The organism is Lysinibacillus sp. FSL K6-4013, assembly GCF_038630435.1.
Lineage (GTDB): Bacteria > Bacillota > Bacilli > Bacillales_A > Planococcaceae > Lysinibacillus > Lysinibacillus boronitolerans.
Window position 1 is genome coordinate 1,619,673 of record NZ_CP152031.1, and the last position, 18,977, is coordinate 1,638,649.

Here is an 18,977-nt window from a genome sequence, read left to right on the forward strand (position 1 = left end):
AAAAGGAGAAGGAACAATGGGTCAAACATTTGAAGCACAATTAATTGGAACGGATTTGAAAATTGCAGTAGTAGTGGGTCGTTTTAATGAGTTTATTACTAGCAAATTATTGGATGGGGCAATGGATGGTTTAACTCGTCATGGGGTTGATTCTGCATCTATTGATGTTGCATGGGTGCCAGGAGCTTTTGAAGTTCCTTTTATAGCGAAACAACTGGCAGAAACGAAGAAGTATGATGCTATTATTGGTTTAGGTACTGTTATTCGTGGCTCTACAACACACTATGACTATGTTTGTAATGAATCAGCAAAAGGCATTGCCAATGTGTCATTGTCAACGAATGTACCTGTTATTTTTGGAATTGTTACTACTGAAAATATTGAACAGGCAATTGAACGTGCAGGAACAAAATCTGGTAATAAAGGCTATGATGCGGCAATGTCTGCAATTGAGATGGCAAATCTAAAGAAAATGATTGGATCAGAACAATTTGAATAGTCGTCACAACATTTGTTTCTTTGAATATTTTGAACAACCATGGGAAAAATATGCTTAAGTGTATTTATTGAAGGTGATTGTTTTCATAAATGTACTAATCTTGAGCTGGCTCAGTAGGAGATGAGAAGTATTTCATCAATGGAACAAATTAATTTGAAAATGTTGAAATCACTATTTCAACGCTCTGCTGATGTGATTTTCCAACAATATAATTTTCAGCAATATACAGTACATTTGATAACTTGTGATGCAATGGTCAATGAGCAAATACTTCAAACTGTGGTTGTTCAACGTGTTCAATCTTTGTTAAGCAATGTCACTGAGGACATGCTAGAGGAAGAAATCGAACAGCATTTACACATTCCCTATTTACAAAAGATTTTATCGAAAGAGGATGCGGTAACTAGGGTCTATAAAGGCCATGTCTTACTGTATTTTGAAGAAAATCAATTACTTTATTCTAGTGATATTTCAAAAAGACCCAATCGAGAGCCTGGGGAAACAACATTAGAACTAGTAGTAAAGGGACCTAGAGATGACTTTATTGAAGATGTTTTTATTAATATTGCTTTATTAAGAAAACGATTACCGACTAATTCTTTTAGTGTAGAGACATTAGAAATTGGTAAGCGTTCTAAAACAACCGTAGCCGTACTATATATGGAAGACATTGTGAATTTAAATATGCTGGAACAAATTCGACTACAATTACAAAAAATTGATACGGATATTGTTATCAATGGCGACTTATTAATGGAAAAAATTGAAAAGACAGCGACAATTCTTCCAAGACATGATTATACAGGAAGACCTGATTTTGCTATGCAGGCCTTAATTAGAGGAAGAATACTCTTAATGATTGATGGTGTGTCCTATGCCATAATTACACCTACAAATATTATGTTGCTCTTTAAATCAGCAGAGGATAATGAGTACCCACTCATTGTTAGCTCGATGGAACGATTACTAAGAATTGTCGGGATATTAATAAGTATGCTACTGCCAGGTTTTTGGCTCGCATTGACGACATATCATCAAGAACAGCTTCCTTTTCTACTACTGGCAACAGTTGTCGAATCGAGAACAGGATTGCCTTTTCCAACAATTCTAGAAATTTTAATGATGCTATTTATGTTTGAATTGTTTCGTGAAGCCAACTTACGTCTTCCGAGTGCCATCAGTGGCTCAGTTAGTGTGGTAGGGGGACTAATTATTGGGGATGCAGCGATTAAAGCAGGTGTTACAAGCCCCTCAATGATTGTTGTGATTGCCATTTCCAGTATCGCTGCATTTACATTGGTCAATCAATCCTTTGTGACGGCTATGAGTATTTTTCGATTAATCATTATTATGGCTTCGGCGTTTTTTGGTTTATTTGGTTTTTTTATATCCGTGTTTTTCATCCTTTTATACACTGCGAATATGAGAGTCTTGGGAGTGCCATACGTAAACTTTAGTGCCGATTTTGAAAAGGGCAATATACGTAAGTCCTTATTGCGACTATCTCCAAAGGGCTATAGTAAACGACCTACCTTTCTAAAGCCGCAGGATCAAACACGGACTTCAAGTAAAAAATAAGCATATTGTGATGAGATCAGGTATTGTTGATACCTGATCTTTTTTTGATACCTTAGCTTTAGTGGTTTTTTCAATTTTCGATTTAAATAGGAAATGAGACATAAAAAGTTATTACTTATCTTTTTAGTTTACTTTCTTGTCAAGGATTATTAAACTATTTGTTACAGTGTGTAATTTTTGGTGTGAATAAAATAAAAATTGATTTTGTGTTTTAATTTATGTAGGATATACAAGCAATGTTTGCTTTACAAACAAAAAAATAGAGTTAATTATAATATAATAATATTCTAGAATATTTATAGATGAGGAAGTACCGTTTTTTATGAAAAATAGAAAAATAAAACTAATATTAATTCTATCAACGATTTTATTATGTTTGTTTACAAGTTTAAACATCTTTACATCCTATGTAAAAATAAAAAAGACCGTTGAAGAGTCGATTGCCAATCAAAGCTTAGAAGCAGCCCATTCTATTGCTGCATCCATAGATACGGATGCCTATCAGCAATTTTTAAATAATCCACAGGAAAATGATTATTATTGGAAAGTAAGAAATTATTTAAACGATGCAAGGATAAAATTAGGTGCACTATTTGTGTACACCTTAAAGGTGGATAATCCTGAAGTATCTATAGCCATGATTACAGGGATGCCAAAAGAAATGAAAGAGGGCTTCGGTATTGGCGTGGTTTGTACTGTCCCTGCAAAGCATGTTGAAAAGGCCTATAATGGTGAAACCTATGTTACAGAGGTAATTCATGATTCTGAACATGGGTCTTATTTATCTGTTGGTGCACCCATCAAAGATGATAATGGAACAATTATCGGGTATTTAGGCATTGACATTAGTGCAGATACGCTAAATGGTATTAAGGGTAAAGTCATTGAAGACAACCTATTTAACTTTATTTTTAATGGTGTACTTATTTTAATTGTCATCGGTTCTTTTTTATTTTTACAAAGATGGTACCAAAAAGAGGTGGCGAAGGAAGTTGGCGCTACAGAGGACACATATCTAGCAGAAATCAAGACATTGATTACTTCGGTGTCGTCCCTACGTCATGATTTTACGAACCATATCCAAGTGTTACATGGTTTATTACAATTAGAAAAAACAGATCAGGCGAGACAATATTTATCCTCACTATCAAAAGAAGTTCAGGCGATCAAGTCATTAAAATTAAATATTGATCATCCAGGTTTGTCCATCTTAATGCAAACGAAGAAATTAACGGCTCAAAATCATCATATTGATATGGATTTTACGCTTTCTCAAAATGACTTTAATAAGATTAAAACGACAGATTTAATCAAGATTCTATCCAATTTAATTGATAATGCGATTGATGCTGCTGTTGAATTACCTGAGGAACAACGTAAGATTAAGATTTGCTGTACAGCAGATGATTCACAGTATGAATTTAAAATTACCAATACTGGGCCAAATATTGCGAATCCCGATCACATATTCAAACAAGGGTTTTCAACGAAAAAACATGAGAATGGTAGACTAAGAGGACAAGGTTTATTTATTGTCAAAGAAATTGTCACTAAATATAATGGTCATATTTCAATTGACTCATCAAAACATTTAGAAACGACTGCTATTGTCAGAATTCCAATAAAATAACAGAAAAAAGCTTCCTACAAAAAGTTGTGGGGAGCTTTTTTCTATGTACAGCACATACATTACAAAGTAGAAAGTGATATGATGAAGGAGATGAAGAAAATGGAAAAGGGTCTCCTAGCGTTATTGAGAAAAGGTGGGCTAACTTTATATGCAAGACACGGAACAGCAACTATTGGTGTAGATCAAGCATATGGTACATTTCAAAGTTGTCAAAATCAACGGAATTTATCCGATCAAGGTCGTAGGGAGGCAATTTATTATGGTCAAATGCTACGCTATTGGCAAATTCCCATCCTTTCCACCATCACTACCAGTCCTTTTTGTCGGACCATTGAAACAGCACGTTTGGCATTTCCAAACAGCAATCTCCAAATTGACCCCTTCTTGTTTGAAATCTTTATGTTAGGTGGCAATCTTCCTACAGCAGTGCAAAGCAGTATATTAACGATTTCTACATCGATGCTGGAAATCATCCCACCCGAGGGCATAAACAACATAATCATTGGGCATAGCTTTCCAAGAAATGCGGGGCTGGGTATCATTTCGAATATGGGGACGGTTGTCATAAAACCTAAAGGTCAAGGACATGGTTATGAGATTGTGAGAAAACTAACCTTAGAAAATTTAGCAGCATTAGATTCCATTTGAAAAGAGGGATACTATGAAGATTAAAACAGTTGCACAATGTACATTAGATGAAGTATTGAAAGCATGGAACAAAGGCTTTGAAGGTTATTTTATTGAAATTAATATGACAGCAGATATGTTTTTACAGCGACTAGTGGGGGAGGGGTTATCTCCTGAGCATTCTATTGTCGTTTTTGATCAAGAGGAACCGATTGCCATTGTGATGAATGGCTTTCGTACCATCGAGGGCCAAAAAACAGCTTGGAATGGTGGGACTGGTATTTCTCCAGCATATCGTGGTAAGGGTGTCTCGCGCCTATTAATGGAGGAAACCCTAGCTATCTATAAGCGAGAAAATGTAGAATTGGGTACGTTAGAAGCCATTAAGGAAAATCAGGTAGCCATTGCCTTATATGAAAAATATGGCTATGTGGTTGCCAATCAATTACTATTTTTAAGCGGCGAGTATGAAGCCAAGGTAACATCTACTGTAGCCCTTTATATAGCGACCATTCGCCCTGAGCAGCTAGCACATCTATCTTTCTATCGAGAAAATGTTCCTTGGCAGTGTAACTGGCAGAGCGTGAAGCATGGAGAAGCAAGGGTGTTTTATAATGATAACAATGAACCACTTGGCTATATGCTATACAAAACATTGTGGAATGAATATGGTGAGGTGGAGCGTATTCTACTTTATCAAATGGTAATACTAGAGGAAAGTAATGTAGAGTTAATAACACAGTTTTTAGCAAGTATTACAACACATAAAGTCCATTTAACGACAGTGAATTTCTTAGCGAGCAATCCAGCAACGAGCTATTTGTTAAAGCATGGATTAAAGGTGACAACAGAGCAGGTACAGATGACAAAGCAACTATAAGCAAGGCTGTCGTTCAGTATACGAATCAATAAAGAGTGGAAATAGAGCGACGTATGTAAAAAGCAGAGGGAAAAGTAATTACAAAACAACAAGGGCTCCTTATGGTACATGAAGCGCCATAAGGAGTCCCAGCTATGAAAAAATAATTGACCTATTGATTAATTTGAGGGTCTTGGGGTGCCTCATTATTGTTATTATCAGGAGATTTCTTGAGTTGCACCGAATTATTGGATGTATTCGATAGCGAAGAAGTTCCTTTCGCCAAAGTCAGAACCTTAGCAACATATTCTGTAGATGAATCAAGTTGATTACCAAATGCATCTACTGGTATGCTTAGCGCTTGGCTGACGTTAGAGAGATTATTCGGATAAATTCTGGTGCTATTTGGATTGCTAATAGCATCCTCCAATTTGAAACTATCTGCTTTATCCTTAGGTAACATAAACACTCTATACTCCGTTACGCTTTGACCATTTTTGACATCAAAGCTAATGTTTATATTGTTATATTTATATCCGTCGCCCTGAAGACTGAGTGTTACTTTCTCCACTGATCCAGGGGCTGAAAGGTCTTCCAAAGCAATGTAGGAAGATGGGTAGGATAAGCTATACATTTCCTTAGAATTTCCACCACCTACAGACAAGATATATACGCGATATTCTTGGCCATTCGTTATAAGTCTTCCGTCTGTATCTCTACTATTAGCCCCCAATTTCACACTATACTGGCCTTTACTCCAACCTGTATAATTAGTTGCTCTAATAGCTGTATTCAGATCAAAGTCATTTGCCTTTGATGCAGGTACAACTAGAATACGGTAACTATCTATATTTGATTCATCAGAAGGTTTTGTAAACGAAATCTGTAGATCTCGACCATCTCCATAATCACCAACATCGCTAACATTAATATTGCTTACTGCCTGAACAGCTTTGCTTTTACTAATTGTAATCACAGGTGAAGGAGAGGATAGAGCGTAGGCATTTAAAGAGTTACCATTTGCAACAGTCAGTACATAGACGCGATAGCTAGTTCCTTCTGTAATAAAATTACCTCGTACATCCCTAATCCCATCCAATGTTCTATTTGCTGCTAAATTTCCACCTTTGCTTTCTGTGATGTAATAAGAGCTACTATTGGCTTGTGAAAGATTAAAGCTACTGTAATATGCAGTTGGTACCATTAAAATCCGATAATGATTAACATTCGATTCATCTGTAGGCTTCGTGAATGTTACTTGCACATCACGGCCATCCCCTTTATCATCGATATCTGCAACATTCAAATTAGTTACAGCTTGCACAGTGAAGTTCTTAGTTAGTGTAACTGTAGACGTTGCGGCAGTTAGCGCATTGTTTCCTAATGTATTTCCATTGGCAACAGTCAGTACATAGATACGGTAATTCGTACCTTCTTTAATAGTATTTCCGCGCACATCCCGAGTATTTTCAGATAACGCTTGCTCATATGTGGATTTCCCAGATTTATTAACAGTTGTGTAATTGCTGCTGGATACGCTATTAGCATCCGTCAGGCTAAAATTATTGTAATTTGCTGTTGGCACCACCATAATCCGATAGTGATTAATAGGTGTCTCATCAACAGCTTTATTGAATGACACAAAGAGGTCACGACCGTTACCATAATCGCTCACATCGCTGGCAATAATATTCGACACTGCACCCACGTTGTTGCTAAGCAGCGTAATCATATTGGAGGCTGAAGAAAGCACATTATTTGCAGAGTTATTAGTTACTGCCATAATAAATACACGATAGCTAACGCCATTTTGAATGGCATAACCGTCAGTATCTTTTGCCCCTGCAGAGAGCACCTGAGTAATATTGTTGCCTGTTTTGTTCACTTGTGTGTAATAAGTGTTAGATAAACTGTTGGCTTTAGTCAATGTGAAGTTCGTATAGTTGTTAGCTCTTACAACAAAAATTCGGTAAGAGTTAACATTAGATTCATCAGACATTTTGTTGAAGCTAACTCTCAAATCGCGTCCATCGCCAAAATCATTAACATCATCTACTTGTGTAATAATTGGAGTAGATACAGTAAGCGTTACTGATAATGAAGCAGGCGAGAGTTTATTCATGCCCGAATTCGTATTACTTACAGACATAACGAACGCTGTGTAAGATTCGTTATTCTTTATAAAGTCACCTGAAGTATCTCGTGTTGAGGAAGACAGAGTTGCTATCAACGTACTGCCGTTGCTTCCCGATTTGTCCACTGTTGTATAATAATTGCTGGATAAATTATTCGCAGTGGTAAGACTAAAATTGTTAGCATCCTTGGTCTTTACTATAAACACACGGTAATTGGAAGTATTGCTATCATTTTGTGGACGAGTAAAGCTAACTGAGACATCACGTCCATCGCCAAAATCGTTAATATCGCTAATCTTCACATTTGTTACCGCTGTAACAGTAGACATGTTTGTTAGAGTAATCTTCGGAGAAGAAGTTGATAGTACGCTAGAATAAGAACCTTTGCCAATGGCAAGTATATAAACCACATAAGACTGATCATTTTTTATGTAGTCTCCGTCCACATCTCGTGAGCTTTGCAATAAAGTTATGGCACGATTCGCATTTGAAGTCGATACCACCGAATAATTAGAAGAGGAGACTTTAAGAGCTGATGACAAATTAAAACTTTTAGAAGCCTTCACAACCATAACCCGATAATGATCTACATATGATTCTGTAGACGATTTAGAGAAGCTAACCTCAAGATCACGCCCATCTCCCTGATCATTCACATCTCGAACTGACACATTGCTCGCTGGAGCAATACTGATATTACTTGGAGTGTCAGATTTAATAGATACTTGCTGTTTTTCCGAGTTCCAATCAACATCCTGCCCAAGTGCTTCACTGACGAAGCGTACTGGTACCATTGTTCTACCTTTTAATACCTGTGCTGGTACATCAAGCGTTACTGTCTGGTTATTAATAGTAGCTGTCTTCGATTTAATCTTGAGAACTACCGTTGTATCACCTTTTATCCCTGTGACTGTTTGAGTCTTTTGGTCCCAGTTTACGCTTGCATTCAATGCTTCAAAGATCGCTCTAAGTGGTAGCATAACACGTCCTTGAATCATCGCAGGCGGCTGATCGGTTTTTAATTGCACCCCATCCACATTAATTGTGATGGCTTTTGCCGCTTGTGCGGTTGCCGGCTGCAATACTAACGGTACAATAAGTATCACAGCAAAAAGTAAAGTCCATATTTTTTTCATAAATTCCACCCTTCTTCATGCCATTTGAATGACTTAGCATGACATCTAATTTAACGTATGAGCATCCTAAAAGTTTCACCCTTTTACCTTTTGAAGAAAATTTAACCATCATGCAGTTTTGATACGTATTCTGGCTTACTTTCCTTACAAGATGATTGAAAAGAGTAAGGGAATTTTGAGTGGATAACCTCACACTATTCGACGTAGGAGAATTGAATAAAGCAGGTTAAATTGAAGTGTTACAATTTACGGGAAGTGCAATTTTCTTAAAATAACTGCACGACTGTATGTATATTACCAACTAAATTTTTTATGACATATTTTTTGTACACTTTCACCAAACTAATGGAAAGGCAGAGGAAGGTGAAGAGATGCAACAACCATTTGATGTGGGAGATATTGTTTATATTTTTTACCGCAATCCACATATTCAAGATGTAACGAATATACAGGAAGCGGCAGTAGTGAATCATCCAGAAAAACCAGAGGAGCTAGCGCTATTTTTATTTGAAACATATTATCCAATTACGAATGACATGGTAATTTTTGCAAGTGAGATGGCGGCTGAACAGGCCTATCATCAGTATTTTCATTAAGGGAGGACTCGCATGATGAAGCCGTTTACCCCTCAGCTTGTTTATTTTGAGCCAGATGCTCTCCACTATCCACTAGGTCAGGAGCTAAAAGAGAAATTTGAGCAGATGGGGATTGAAATTCGCTATACAACTTCGCACAATCAAGTGAGAAATCTACCTGGTGACAATGATTTTCAAAAGTATCGGGTAGCAAAATCGACCTTAGTAGTGGGCATTCGAAAAACATTAAAATTTGATACATCTAAGCCTTCAGCGGAATATGCCATCCCATTTGCGACTGGCTGTATGGGGCATTGTCATTATTGCTATTTACAAACAACGATGGGCAGCAAACCTTATATTCGGACCTATGTTAATGTCGATGAGATTCTAGAACAGGCCGATCATTATATGGCTGAACGAGCACCTGACATCACACGCTTTGAGGCTTCCTGTACCTCTGATATTGTAGGAATTGATCATCTTACACACACCTTAAAGCGAGCCATTGAGCATTTTGGACAAAGTGAGCTAGGTCAGTTACGATTTGTAACGAAGTTCCATCATGTGGATCATCTATTGGATGCCAAGCATAATGGTCGGACAAGGTTTCGTTTTAGTGTCAATGCTGATTATGTCATTAAACACTTTGAACCAGGTACATCACCATTGGAAAAGCGCATTGAGGCAGCGGGGAAAGTGGCAAGAGCTGGATACCCACTCGGATTTATTGTTGCGCCAATCTATCTTCATGATGGCTGGCAGGAGGGCTATTATCATATGTTTGAGCGATTGGATGCTGAATTGCCAAAGGATGTGCGCAATGACATCACCTTTGAATTTATTCAACATCGCTTTACAAAGCCTGCCAAACGAGTGATTGAAAAAAATTATCCAATGACAAAGCTAGAGCTCGACGAGACGGTAAGACGATATAAATGGGGTAAATATGGCATTGGTAAATATATCTATCAAAAAGAGGAAGAGGAAGATATAAAGGAGCATCTGTATGGTTATATGCAGAAATTTTTTCCTCAAGCAAAATTAGAATATTTTACATGACAATTAGAGAGAGAACGGCTTGTTTTCTCTCTAAATTAATTGTGTGATATATGGTTCAATATATCGACGATCTTTTAAATCGTTTGGTAAATGGTAAAGAGAGAAATATTGCATTGTCTCTGATTCATTGTAATCAATCACTAAATTACCAAGCACATTCCTTGTATAGAAGACTGCTGTAACGGCGTATAATTCGTCCCCATTCGAAACTTTAAGGTAACAATCCGGACCAGAAAAAACACCTAGTAACTGTAAATCTGTGATGGCTAGTCCTGTCTCTTCTTGTACCTCTCTTTTGGCAGTATCCTCTAAGCTCTCGCCTAATTCCATTAAGCCTCCAGGGAGCCCCCAACCGCCATCATATCTTTTTTGTAGTAATATTTCGTTTTCAGTATTAAGAATGAGAACCACCGAACCAGGTAAAATAATTGGTTGGTGTCCTACATACTGTCTTAAAAATTTATAGTATTCCATAATGACACCCCTTTCTCTAAATAATTATAATTGGTAAATTCTTCTTAATTATGATCCTTGTATAATCCGAAAGTCAATGGTAACGCTAACATAGATTGTTGTGAAGAAGGAGAGAATACTTGAATGGATTCATTTCAACTAAATTGTTGGTCAGAACATGGAGAACTGAAAGTAGTGATGCTTTGTGCACCTTCACTCGTAGATGTAACGGATTTAACAGTAGCAGAGCAGGTTGGTTGGAGTGATACGGTCAACCATCAGAAGGCGATGGATAATTTCATGGCATTAAAGACAACATTCGAAAACGCAGGGGTACATGTACTTGATTATGCAAGAGAACTAGCCCACGATCAGCAGCTATTAAGTGAGCAGCTCCTCAATCGTTATTTTGTGCGTGACCTAGCCTGTGTCATTGGGAATCGGCTTTTACTTGGAAATGCTGGAAGCTCACTTAGAAAACCAGAGTACCCTCTTGCACATTCACTATTAGAAAAATGGTTACCACAACAATGGAAAGCTAATTTGCAGCCGCTTCATTCCTTCGAATGTGGAGATTTGTTAATTTTAAATAAAGATGCTGTGCTTATTAATCTTGGAATGAGAACATCGATAGAAGCTATCGAAAGCTTAAAGGAAGGCATTTTTCAAGAGGGGTTTTCTGAAATTGCCATAATTGATTTACCGAAAAGCAATGATACGCTGCATTTAGATATGAATTGTAATGTTGTAAACGCGAATCTGGTTGTTGCTAAAAGCTTTGTACGCCATTTTCCTATTCAGGTGTTAACAGCTCAAAGCAGTCGTTTTGATATGGTAGAGTCATTTTTAAAGCGTCATGGTTTGGATGTTTACTGGCTGAACTCGTATAAGACCATTCCAGACATCAACTTTATTAACCTGAATCCTGAAACACTGTTGATAAGCAAGCAGGGAACACAACAACAATTATTGGCGCATCCACTGCTGAAGAATAAAAACTTGCTCGAAGTTGATGTCACTGAGCTTGAAAAAGGCGGTGGTGGCATTCGATGTATGACATTGCCATTGGTAAGAACGTAACGAAGGGTTGAGAACAAATGACTTCAAAATCAGCTAAAGGAAGTATGGCCTGGTGGCAGCTTTCGCTTCTTGGAATCGGTTGTACTTTGGGAACGGGCTTTTTTCTTGGGACAAGTATGGCCATTCATAAAAGTGGGCCTGCGGTATTAATTCCTTTTTTATTAGCGGCCATTTGTACGTATATCGTGTATGATGCACTTGTTAAAATGTCTGTGGAAAATCCAGATAAAGGCTCTTTTCGTACCTATGCCAAGCAAGCCTTTGGACGTTGGGCAGGATTTAGCAATGGCTGGGTGTACTTGATTTCTGAGCTATTAATCATGGGAAGCCAGCTGATGGCGCTCGGCATTTTTACGAAATTTTGGTTTCCGGTGCTGCCCCTGTGGATTGCTGCATCGATTTATGCTGCTATTGGTTTAGTCGTTATTCTCACAGGCATGAAGGGCTTTGAAAATTTCCAAAATATCTTCGGTGCCTTAAAGGCAGCTGCCATCATTATGTTCATTATTGTAGCAGTGGTCATCATCATGAGAGGTACACCATCTACTACAATGGCTTCACTTCAAGCTAATTATGAAGCATTTTTTTCACAAGGACTAAAAGGTATTTGGCTCGGATTACTTTATGCCTTTTATGCCTACGGAGGAATTGAAGTGATGGGTTTAATGGTCATCGATTTGAAAAATCCAAAAGAGGCGCCAAAAGCGGGGAGAATTATGCTGATCGTGATTTCCGTTATTTTTATCATGGCCATCGCCCTTGCATTAGTACTCGTTTCGTGGAAAGACTTTTCGATTGATGAAAGTCCTTTTATTACAGCGCTTCAAGGACACCATATCCCTTTTGTGGCAGATATCTTTAATGGTGTGCTAATCATTGCTGGTTTTTCAACGATGGTGGCCTCGCTTTACGCGGTGATCACCATTCTCACTACACTTGCAGAGGATCATGATGCACCGGCAGTCCTTGCAAAGAAAGGAAAAATGAAAGTTCCTTTTCCAGCCTTTTTATTTTTAACGAGTGGGCTAGTAATTACGATTGTAATTGGTTTTTTGATGCCAGAAAAAATCTTTGAATATTTGATTACAGCGGCGGGTTTAATGTTGATCTATAATTGGCTTTTTATTTTAGTGACCTACTGGAAGCTCATGGAGTTAACTAAGTGGGGGCATGTAAAGAATGCTATGGGGATGTTGCTCATTGCTGTGACGGTATCTGGAACTTTAGGTGAAAAAACAAGCAGACTCGGTTTTTATGTGAGCCTGCTCTTTATAGCCTTAATCAGTGTGGCGACCTGGATTGTTGTGAAAAGGCAAAAAAATATTACGTAATGAACCGTTTTCCTGAGACATCCTTAAAAAAGGACATTTGGATGGACTATGGTTATCATCACTTAAGAAGTACTGCTTCCATTCATAACTATCTTCTTGCCCATACCATTTCAAATCTGGATGTCCTGGGACTGTGTCGTAGTCTGCAATCCGCTGACGAATGAGCTTTTTAATTTTTCGCCCAAAGGCTGTGGTGTCGTTTATATCATCGAATATCCAACGGGGTTGAATGGCCATTAATAAAGTGGAAAAATGACGACTCTTTCGCAATTTATGGGCTGGTGTTGCACAAGAGATAAAATAGGGTTCACCATGAAAGCAAAACTCCCATTCATGGTGAGTTGGCTCCATTGGTATTCCTTCAGGCCAATTCATCTCATCCAAATTGGTTAAATTATTTAATATGGACCAAAATAACTGCTGATAATCTGCTACCTCAAAGCTATCTTGCATATCGTGAGGGGTATGAAAGAACACAGTAAGAGTTGTATACTTCCCGAAAGTTCGTGATGCTTTCGTATAGTCCTTTAAGCATTGTGCTAACATTTTAATCGATTGCTCTTCCCGTGGATCCCCGACAAAACTATAGCGCAAATGGTTTGATAAAAAGCCCATTCTTGCTGGTATACACGGAAACGTATTTGCTTCATCCGCAATCGTGGCAGCAAAATCTGTATAGGCTGACCGTTGCCATAATGGAAGTGTATCAAACTGTTCTTCAATCCACTCCCGATCAAACACTACTTCCACTTGAGACTCCTCCTTCTACTCACCTTTATACTATTAAAGAAAAGACAAAGTGGTTACGAATCTGTGGTGCGTGACACTAAAGATTTTTAATGATTCAAATCAAATTATGGCTAACCTTTTTGCGTGTAAGATGAATAATTCCTTAAAGAAGAATGAGCAGTTTTGGTTTAGAAGTGATCACTCCGAGCAAGGAGATGAGCAATTTGAAGTAAAAGAGAGCGCTTCGAACCAAGGAAAGAGCGGCTTTGCATGAAAAGAGAGTGCTTCAAGCCAATAAAAGAGCGGCTTTGAATCAGAAGCGAGCACTTTAAACCAAAGAAAGAGCGGTAGCGATTGAAAAGTGATCACTTAGAGCAAAGGAAAGATCGGTTTTGAAAAAAATGATCACTTCAAACCAAAGCAAGAGCAATTTCAGTCAAAAAAGATCTCGCCTCCTGCTTCTCCAATAGTAGCGATCACCACTCCCGAAAAGCAGCATGGTCTTAGCCGTTTTGCTGTAAAACCTTTTCCTCTAAAATGGTTAGAGCATGTTGGATGTCCTCTAGATCATCCTGTGTTGCGTGTTGAATAAGCTGTAAAAAGCGCTCTTCGATACAGGCAAATGCCTCCTCCATCATTTTTTCACCCTCTTTGGATAAACGGACATACTGCTTTCTGCGGTCGGCTGTGTCGTTAAATTTTTCGATTAGCTGCCGTTCCTGCAATTTCCGAAGTTCACGGCTTGTGTTGGGTAGGGACATATGCTGACATTCACTGATTTCCGTTGGTGTGACAGGTTGGCTTACTTTAATATATTCAAGAATTTTATATTGTAGCGGTGTGATATTCGCAGTGTTAACATTTTGTGTGAGATCATGTGTCACTTGATGGATTGTGGCTGTAAATGCTACAAACTGATGAAATAAAGCGCTTTTATTCAATGGGATCACCTCTTACTGTCAAGATAACAAATAACTTGTCCTAAAACAATTATCATTTGACAACTAAAATGAAATGAATTATTATTTTGTTATCAAATGATAAGTAATGAGGAGGCGCACAATGAAAACGTTAATTGTTTATACATATCCCAACCATAAAAGTTTAAATTATGCTTTTTTACAAGAAGTGATAAAGGGGTGTCGAGAGAATCCTGCCATCGAGGAGATTCAGATACTAGATTTATATGAAGAAGAGTTCGATCCACGCTTAATTTTCCATGAACATAAACGACGTCGTGATATGTATCGGGATCCGAAAATGGAAAAATACCGCCAACAGCTCTCTTGGGCAGATCAAATTGTATTTGTTTATCCGATCTGGTGGGGGAGACCGCCAGCCATGCTGTTAGGATATATCGACCAATTATTTGCAGCAAATTTTGCTTATCGAGATACAAAGGGTTTATTTCCAGAGGGTCTTTTAAAAGGGAAGTCTGTAGTCTGTGTGTCCACGATGAAGGGGCCAACCAATTATCCATTTTTATGGTTGAACAATGCACATAAAATTTTAATGAAAAGGGCGTTGTTTAAATTTGTTGGAATGAAAAAAGTGAAGTTTTTTGAGTTTGGTAATATGGAAAGTAAAAAGGGGAAGCAACAGCAGAAACTAAATAAAGTATATCGATATTTTAGTAAAGTAGCATACTAGAAAAAATAACTCATGCAGACGGGGTTAGTCGTTTGCATGAGTTGGCGTACTGTCGATGGGGACAGTAATCAAAAATCTTGTATATTCTGCTATTTTGCTTTCTACAGCAATGGTTCCATGATGCATCTCAATTATTTTTTTGACAATGGCTAGCCCTAATCCGCTACCGCCATTTCCAGCAGTTCGCGATTGATCGGCCTTATAAAACCTTTCGAAAATATGCTTTTGTTGTTCTTCGGTTAAGCCTATGCCAGTATCTTGAACCTGAACGGTTATCGTGTCGAACTGCTTTTTCATAGATAATGAGATGGTTCCATTGGTAGGTGTAAACTTAATACTGTTTGTCAGCAAATTCATCCAGACTTGATTCATCAAATCCTCATCTGCAGTGATGCTCAGGTTATCAAGATCGAGATCAAAGTCAATCTGTTTGGCTAACCAATTCGGTTCTAGTGCCAGCACAACATTGCGTAATTGTTTATCGAGTCGATAAGTTATAGGCTCAAATGGATGGTGCTGCGATTCTAAGGAAGTTAGCTTGAGCAAATTGTCGCTAATTTTTGATAAACGATTACTTTCTAATTCAATTATAGCTAAATAATGCTGACGTTTTTCTTCAGGTAGGTTAATATTTTTCAAAGCCTTGGCAAAGCCATTAATAGACGTTAAAGGTGATTGAATTTCATGGGAGACATTGGAAATGAACTCCTGACGCATTCTTTCCAGTTCACCTAACTCAACAGCCATATGATTAATACCATGAATCAATTGCCCAAATTGATCCTCCTCATCTGCTCTCAAATCCAGCTGAACATCAAAATCACCTTTTGCCATGCGGCTTAATGCATCTACAATCGTATCCCAATAGTTACGTTGTCGATTTAGTCCGATTAAAAAGATAATGGCAGCTGAACAGGCAAAGAGTGCAAACACCCCAATCACTGTTGCTAGTTGTAGCCAAAATCCATGAGGCTCAGTTCCTAACCGTCCATACAGCCATGAAGTTACATGATAGGAAATAAAAGCGAAAACGGTGTTTGCAATCAGAAACAGGCAAAAGACCAGCGCTAATCTTAACAAGAATCTTCGTTTTCTCATGTGTCTAGTTCCAGGCGGTAACCAAGACCACGAATGGTGCGAATGACAAAGCCGCTCGTCTCCTGTGGAAAGCGTTCTCGTATTCTTTTGATATGGACATCAACTGTTCGTTCATCTCCCTCATAGTCGTAGCCCCAGATTTCTTCGATCAACTGTTCACGGGAAAAGGTTTTGCCAACATAGCTTGCAAGTGTAAATAATAGCTCGAACTCCTTCAAACGAAGGAGAATCGTCTCGCCGTTCATTTCCACTTCATGTGTATGGCGATTTAATTTGACATTTCCAGCCTCTACAACTTGAGAAAGGGAGATACGATATCTTTTTAAAATAGACTTAACACGTACGATTAGCTCGGCAGGCTCGAATGGCTTCACAAGATAATCATCTGTCCCTAAATGAAAGCCCTTGATTTTTTGAGAGGTTTCTCCTTTAGCTGTAAGCATAAGGATTGGTAGATCTGTATTGAATGAACGTATTTCCTCACATAATGCCCAGCCATCCATATTGGGCATCATAATGTCCATCACGACCATATCGACTTTTTCAGTGTCTAATTTAGTCAGTGCATCAACACCATCGATAGCCTCTATCACCTCTAAGCCCTCATTTTGCAGAAACACTTTTACCAATTCTCGAATATGTGCATCATCATCCACGACTAATAGTTTTGTCATCTCAACAAACCCCTTTATTCAACGTCTTTAATGCGTAATTGCTGCATGGCAAACTCACGATACATAGCATGTGTTTCAAAGAGAGTTTCGTGTGTACCACAGCCTGTAATATGCCCTTTCTCGATAAACAATATTTGATCGGCATCTACCACTGTCGATAAACGGTGCGCAATGACTAGTGTTGTGCGCCCTTGCATTAAGTTGTCTAATGCCTTTTGTACATAAATTTCTGATTTACTATCTAAGCTTGATGTTGCTTCATCCAGCATTAATATTTGCGGATTACGTAAGAGCGCTCTTGCGATAGAGATACGTTGACGTTGTCCTCCTGACAGCTTGATGCCTCGTTCTCCAACTTCAGTGTCAAACTTGTCTGGAAGCTCGTTAATAAATTGATCTGCATAGGCCATTTTAGCCACTTTTTCTAGCTCATCATCTTGCACTTCACGGTCTATACCATAGCAAATGTTTTCTCGAATCGTACCTGAGAGCAGGGCACTTTCCTGCGCCACATAGCCGATTTGACTGCGCCAAGAGTGGAGTGAGAATGTTTCGATTGGTGTATCTCCTAGTGTGATACTGCCGTTCGTTGGCCGATAATATCGTTCTAGCAGTGAAAATGTGGTTGTTTTACCGCCGCCGCTTGGTCCAACGATGGCTGTTACTTTGCCTGGCTCAATTGTGAAGTTAATATCGGATAAAATGGGTTCCTCACCATAAGAAAAATCAACATTTTTAAGATAAATGGGTTGATCTACTTTTTCTACTGTTAAGCCTTCTTCAATATGTTCTTCCTCGTATTCAAGCAATGCACTAATTCGTTCTGTAGCACCCATGGCTTTTTGGAGCTGGGTAAAGAACATCGTTAATTGCGTCATTGGCATAATGATTTGGATTAAATATAAAATAAATGCCACCATATCGCCAGCCGTCAGCTCTCCAGAGGAAACACGGACACCACCATAGCCAATAATAGCTACAAGCACAGACATCAGAACGAATGAAATCAGCGGGGAAATCAGTGCATGAATTTTTGCTTCTTTTAAGCCAAATGTAAAGAGATTAGTAATGCCCTTTTTTCCACGCTCATATTCAATTTGCTCAGCATTTGAAGCCTTGACTAGGCGCGTTTCAGGTAAAACTTGATTTAATACAGACGTAAATTTTGCTGTTTCATCTTGCATCCCTTTTGAAATCACAAACATGCGTCGCCCTAACAACATTAAGATCACCATAGCCAGTGGTACGGCAATCAGCATGACTAATGTCATTTTCCAATCTAAAAATAGAAGAATGATAATAGAACCTATTATGGAGATAACGCCAGATAAACAGTTTGCTAAATGCTCTGTTATAAGCTCTTTCACAACCCCTGTGTCATTCGTAACACGGCTCAATGTTTCGCCTGTATCATGTTCATCATAATAGGGGATTGGTAAATGCAACAGCTTTCGCCATAGCTGGTCACGTAATTTTGCCACAACATGATGTCCAACTCGATTTAAATAATAGATGGATAATCCACTGGCAATAGCCTGTGCGATAAAGGCAATACCCAATACAATAATTTGCCAATAATTAAGCGATTCTAACGAAAAGCCATCCACTAATTGTTTTGTAAATAATGGAACAATAAACCCTACACCTGTTGTTGCTAAACTCATCACTAAAGCGATGACAAGTAGCCATATCGGTGGTTCGGCACGTTTTACTAACTGTATAAAACGGCGCCAATCTTTTTGTTTAGACATATCATTTGATGTTTCTTGCAAAGAAATAAGCCTCCTTCATTGTCTAAAAACAATGTATTTCGTTTCTATGGCTTTACTATAGCATGCGTTTATGAACTGAATATGAAATG

17 protein-coding genes are annotated in these 18,977 nt (G+C 38.2%); 10 read left to right on the forward strand and 7 right to left on the reverse strand.

The genetic code is table 11. The annotated features are described in order from the left end of the window. Positions 1-16: 16 nt before the first annotated feature. The 5 genes from ribE (at position 17) to MHB39_RS07805 (ending at position 5,214) form a co-directional block, all read left to right on the forward strand. Positions 17-499 (forward strand): 6,7-dimethyl-8-ribityllumazine synthase, encoded by a 483-nt coding sequence (ribE, locus tag MHB39_RS07785; RefSeq protein ID WP_313871801.1) that lies wholly within the window; start codon positions 17-19, stop codon positions 497-499. 138 nt (positions 500-637) lie between these two features. After that, complete coding sequence (locus MHB39_RS07790; RefSeq protein ID WP_342546181.1) at positions 638-2,077, forward strand: spore germination protein; 1,440 nt, start codon at positions 638-640, stop codon at positions 2,075-2,077. 322 nt (positions 2,078-2,399) lie between these two features. Beyond that, on the forward strand, positions 2,400-3,707 hold the full coding sequence (locus MHB39_RS07795) for an ATP-binding protein (protein WP_342546183.1): 1,308 nt from the start codon (positions 2,400-2,402) through the stop codon (positions 3,705-3,707). A 99-nt stretch (positions 3,708-3,806) separates the two neighbouring features. After that, positions 3,807-4,355, forward strand: a complete 549-nt coding sequence (locus tag MHB39_RS07800) for a histidine phosphatase family protein (RefSeq protein WP_342546184.1) — start codon at positions 3,807-3,809, stop codon at positions 4,353-4,355. A 13-nt stretch (positions 4,356-4,368) separates the two neighbouring features. Beyond that, on the forward strand, positions 4,369-5,214 hold the full coding sequence (locus MHB39_RS07805) for a GNAT family N-acetyltransferase (RefSeq protein WP_342546186.1): 846 nt from the start codon (positions 4,369-4,371) through the stop codon (positions 5,212-5,214). A gap of 151 nt (positions 5,215-5,365) precedes the next feature. On the opposite strand, the gene MHB39_RS07810 is transcribed toward MHB39_RS07805, so the two are convergent. Further along, positions 5,366-8,464: a copper amine oxidase N-terminal domain-containing protein gene (locus tag MHB39_RS07810; RefSeq protein WP_342546189.1), complete on the reverse strand. Its 3,099-nt coding sequence runs from the start codon at positions 8,462-8,464 to the stop codon at positions 5,366-5,368. A 371-nt stretch (positions 8,465-8,835) separates the two neighbouring features. On the opposite strand from MHB39_RS07810, the gene MHB39_RS07815 reads away from it, so the two are divergent. Both MHB39_RS07815 and splB read left to right on the forward strand, forming a co-directional pair. Continuing rightward, positions 8,836-9,060 (forward strand): transcriptional regulator SplA domain-containing protein, encoded by a 225-nt coding sequence (locus tag MHB39_RS07815; protein WP_016994319.1) that lies wholly within the window; start codon positions 8,836-8,838, stop codon positions 9,058-9,060. 12 nt (positions 9,061-9,072) lie between these two features. Further along, positions 9,073-10,101, forward strand: coding sequence for a spore photoproduct lyase (splB, locus tag MHB39_RS07820; RefSeq protein ID WP_036077599.1), 1,029 nt, complete (start codon positions 9,073-9,075; stop codon positions 10,099-10,101). A 30-nt stretch (positions 10,102-10,131) separates the two neighbouring features. Here the strand turns inward: splB and MHB39_RS07825 are convergent, their stop codons facing one another. Further along, positions 10,132-10,575, reverse strand: coding sequence for an NUDIX hydrolase (locus tag MHB39_RS07825; RefSeq protein WP_258860650.1), 444 nt, complete (start codon positions 10,573-10,575; stop codon positions 10,132-10,134). A gap of 123 nt (positions 10,576-10,698) precedes the next feature. Here MHB39_RS07825 and MHB39_RS07830 point away from each other — a divergent pair, with 123 nt between their 5' ends. Beyond that, a complete protein-coding gene (locus tag MHB39_RS07830) occupies positions 10,699-11,634 on the forward strand; it encodes an arginine deiminase family protein (protein WP_342546192.1) in 936 nt (311 codons plus the stop codon). 17 nt (positions 11,635-11,651) lie between these two features. After that, positions 11,652-12,965, forward strand: coding sequence for an amino acid permease (locus MHB39_RS07835; protein ID WP_342546194.1), 1,314 nt, complete (start codon positions 11,652-11,654; stop codon positions 12,963-12,965). Here MHB39_RS07835 and MHB39_RS07840 read toward each other — a convergent pair. Together MHB39_RS07840 and MHB39_RS07845 are read right to left on the reverse strand one after the other, a co-directional pair. Continuing rightward, a complete protein-coding gene (locus MHB39_RS07840; protein ID WP_342546195.1) occupies positions 12,912-13,715 on the reverse strand; it encodes a YqcI/YcgG family protein in 804 nt (267 codons plus the stop codon). The genes MHB39_RS07835 and MHB39_RS07840 overlap by 54 nt on opposite strands. 482 nt (positions 13,716-14,197) lie before the next feature. Continuing rightward, positions 14,198-14,635, reverse strand: coding sequence for a MarR family transcriptional regulator (locus MHB39_RS07845; RefSeq protein WP_342546198.1), 438 nt, complete (start codon positions 14,633-14,635; stop codon positions 14,198-14,200). 121 nt (positions 14,636-14,756) lie between these two features. On the opposite strand from MHB39_RS07845, the gene MHB39_RS07850 reads away from it, so the two are divergent. Further along, a complete protein-coding gene (locus MHB39_RS07850) occupies positions 14,757-15,344 on the forward strand; it encodes an NAD(P)H-dependent oxidoreductase (RefSeq protein WP_004232802.1) in 588 nt (195 codons plus the stop codon). Between the two features lie 24 nt (positions 15,345-15,368). Here the strand turns inward: MHB39_RS07850 and MHB39_RS07855 are convergent, their stop codons facing one another. The 3 genes from MHB39_RS07855 to MHB39_RS07865 are packed head-to-tail and all read right to left on the reverse strand — an operon-like array spanning position 15,369 to position 18,888. Next, a complete protein-coding gene (locus MHB39_RS07855) occupies positions 15,369-16,442 on the reverse strand; it encodes a HAMP domain-containing sensor histidine kinase (protein WP_208644728.1) in 1,074 nt (357 codons plus the stop codon). Continuing rightward, the gene (locus tag MHB39_RS07860; protein ID WP_257961392.1) at positions 16,439-17,116 is read right to left on the reverse strand and encodes a response regulator transcription factor; all 678 of its coding nucleotides are present in this window, start codon (positions 17,114-17,116) and stop codon (positions 16,439-16,441) included. Before MHB39_RS07860 ends, MHB39_RS07855 begins: the two co-directional genes overlap by 4 nt. A 14-nt stretch (positions 17,117-17,130) precedes the next feature. Beyond that, complete coding sequence (locus MHB39_RS07865; RefSeq protein ID WP_342546202.1) at positions 17,131-18,888, reverse strand: ABC transporter ATP-binding protein; 1,758 nt, start codon at positions 18,886-18,888, stop codon at positions 17,131-17,133. Between the last annotated feature and the right edge of the window lie 89 nt (positions 18,889-18,977).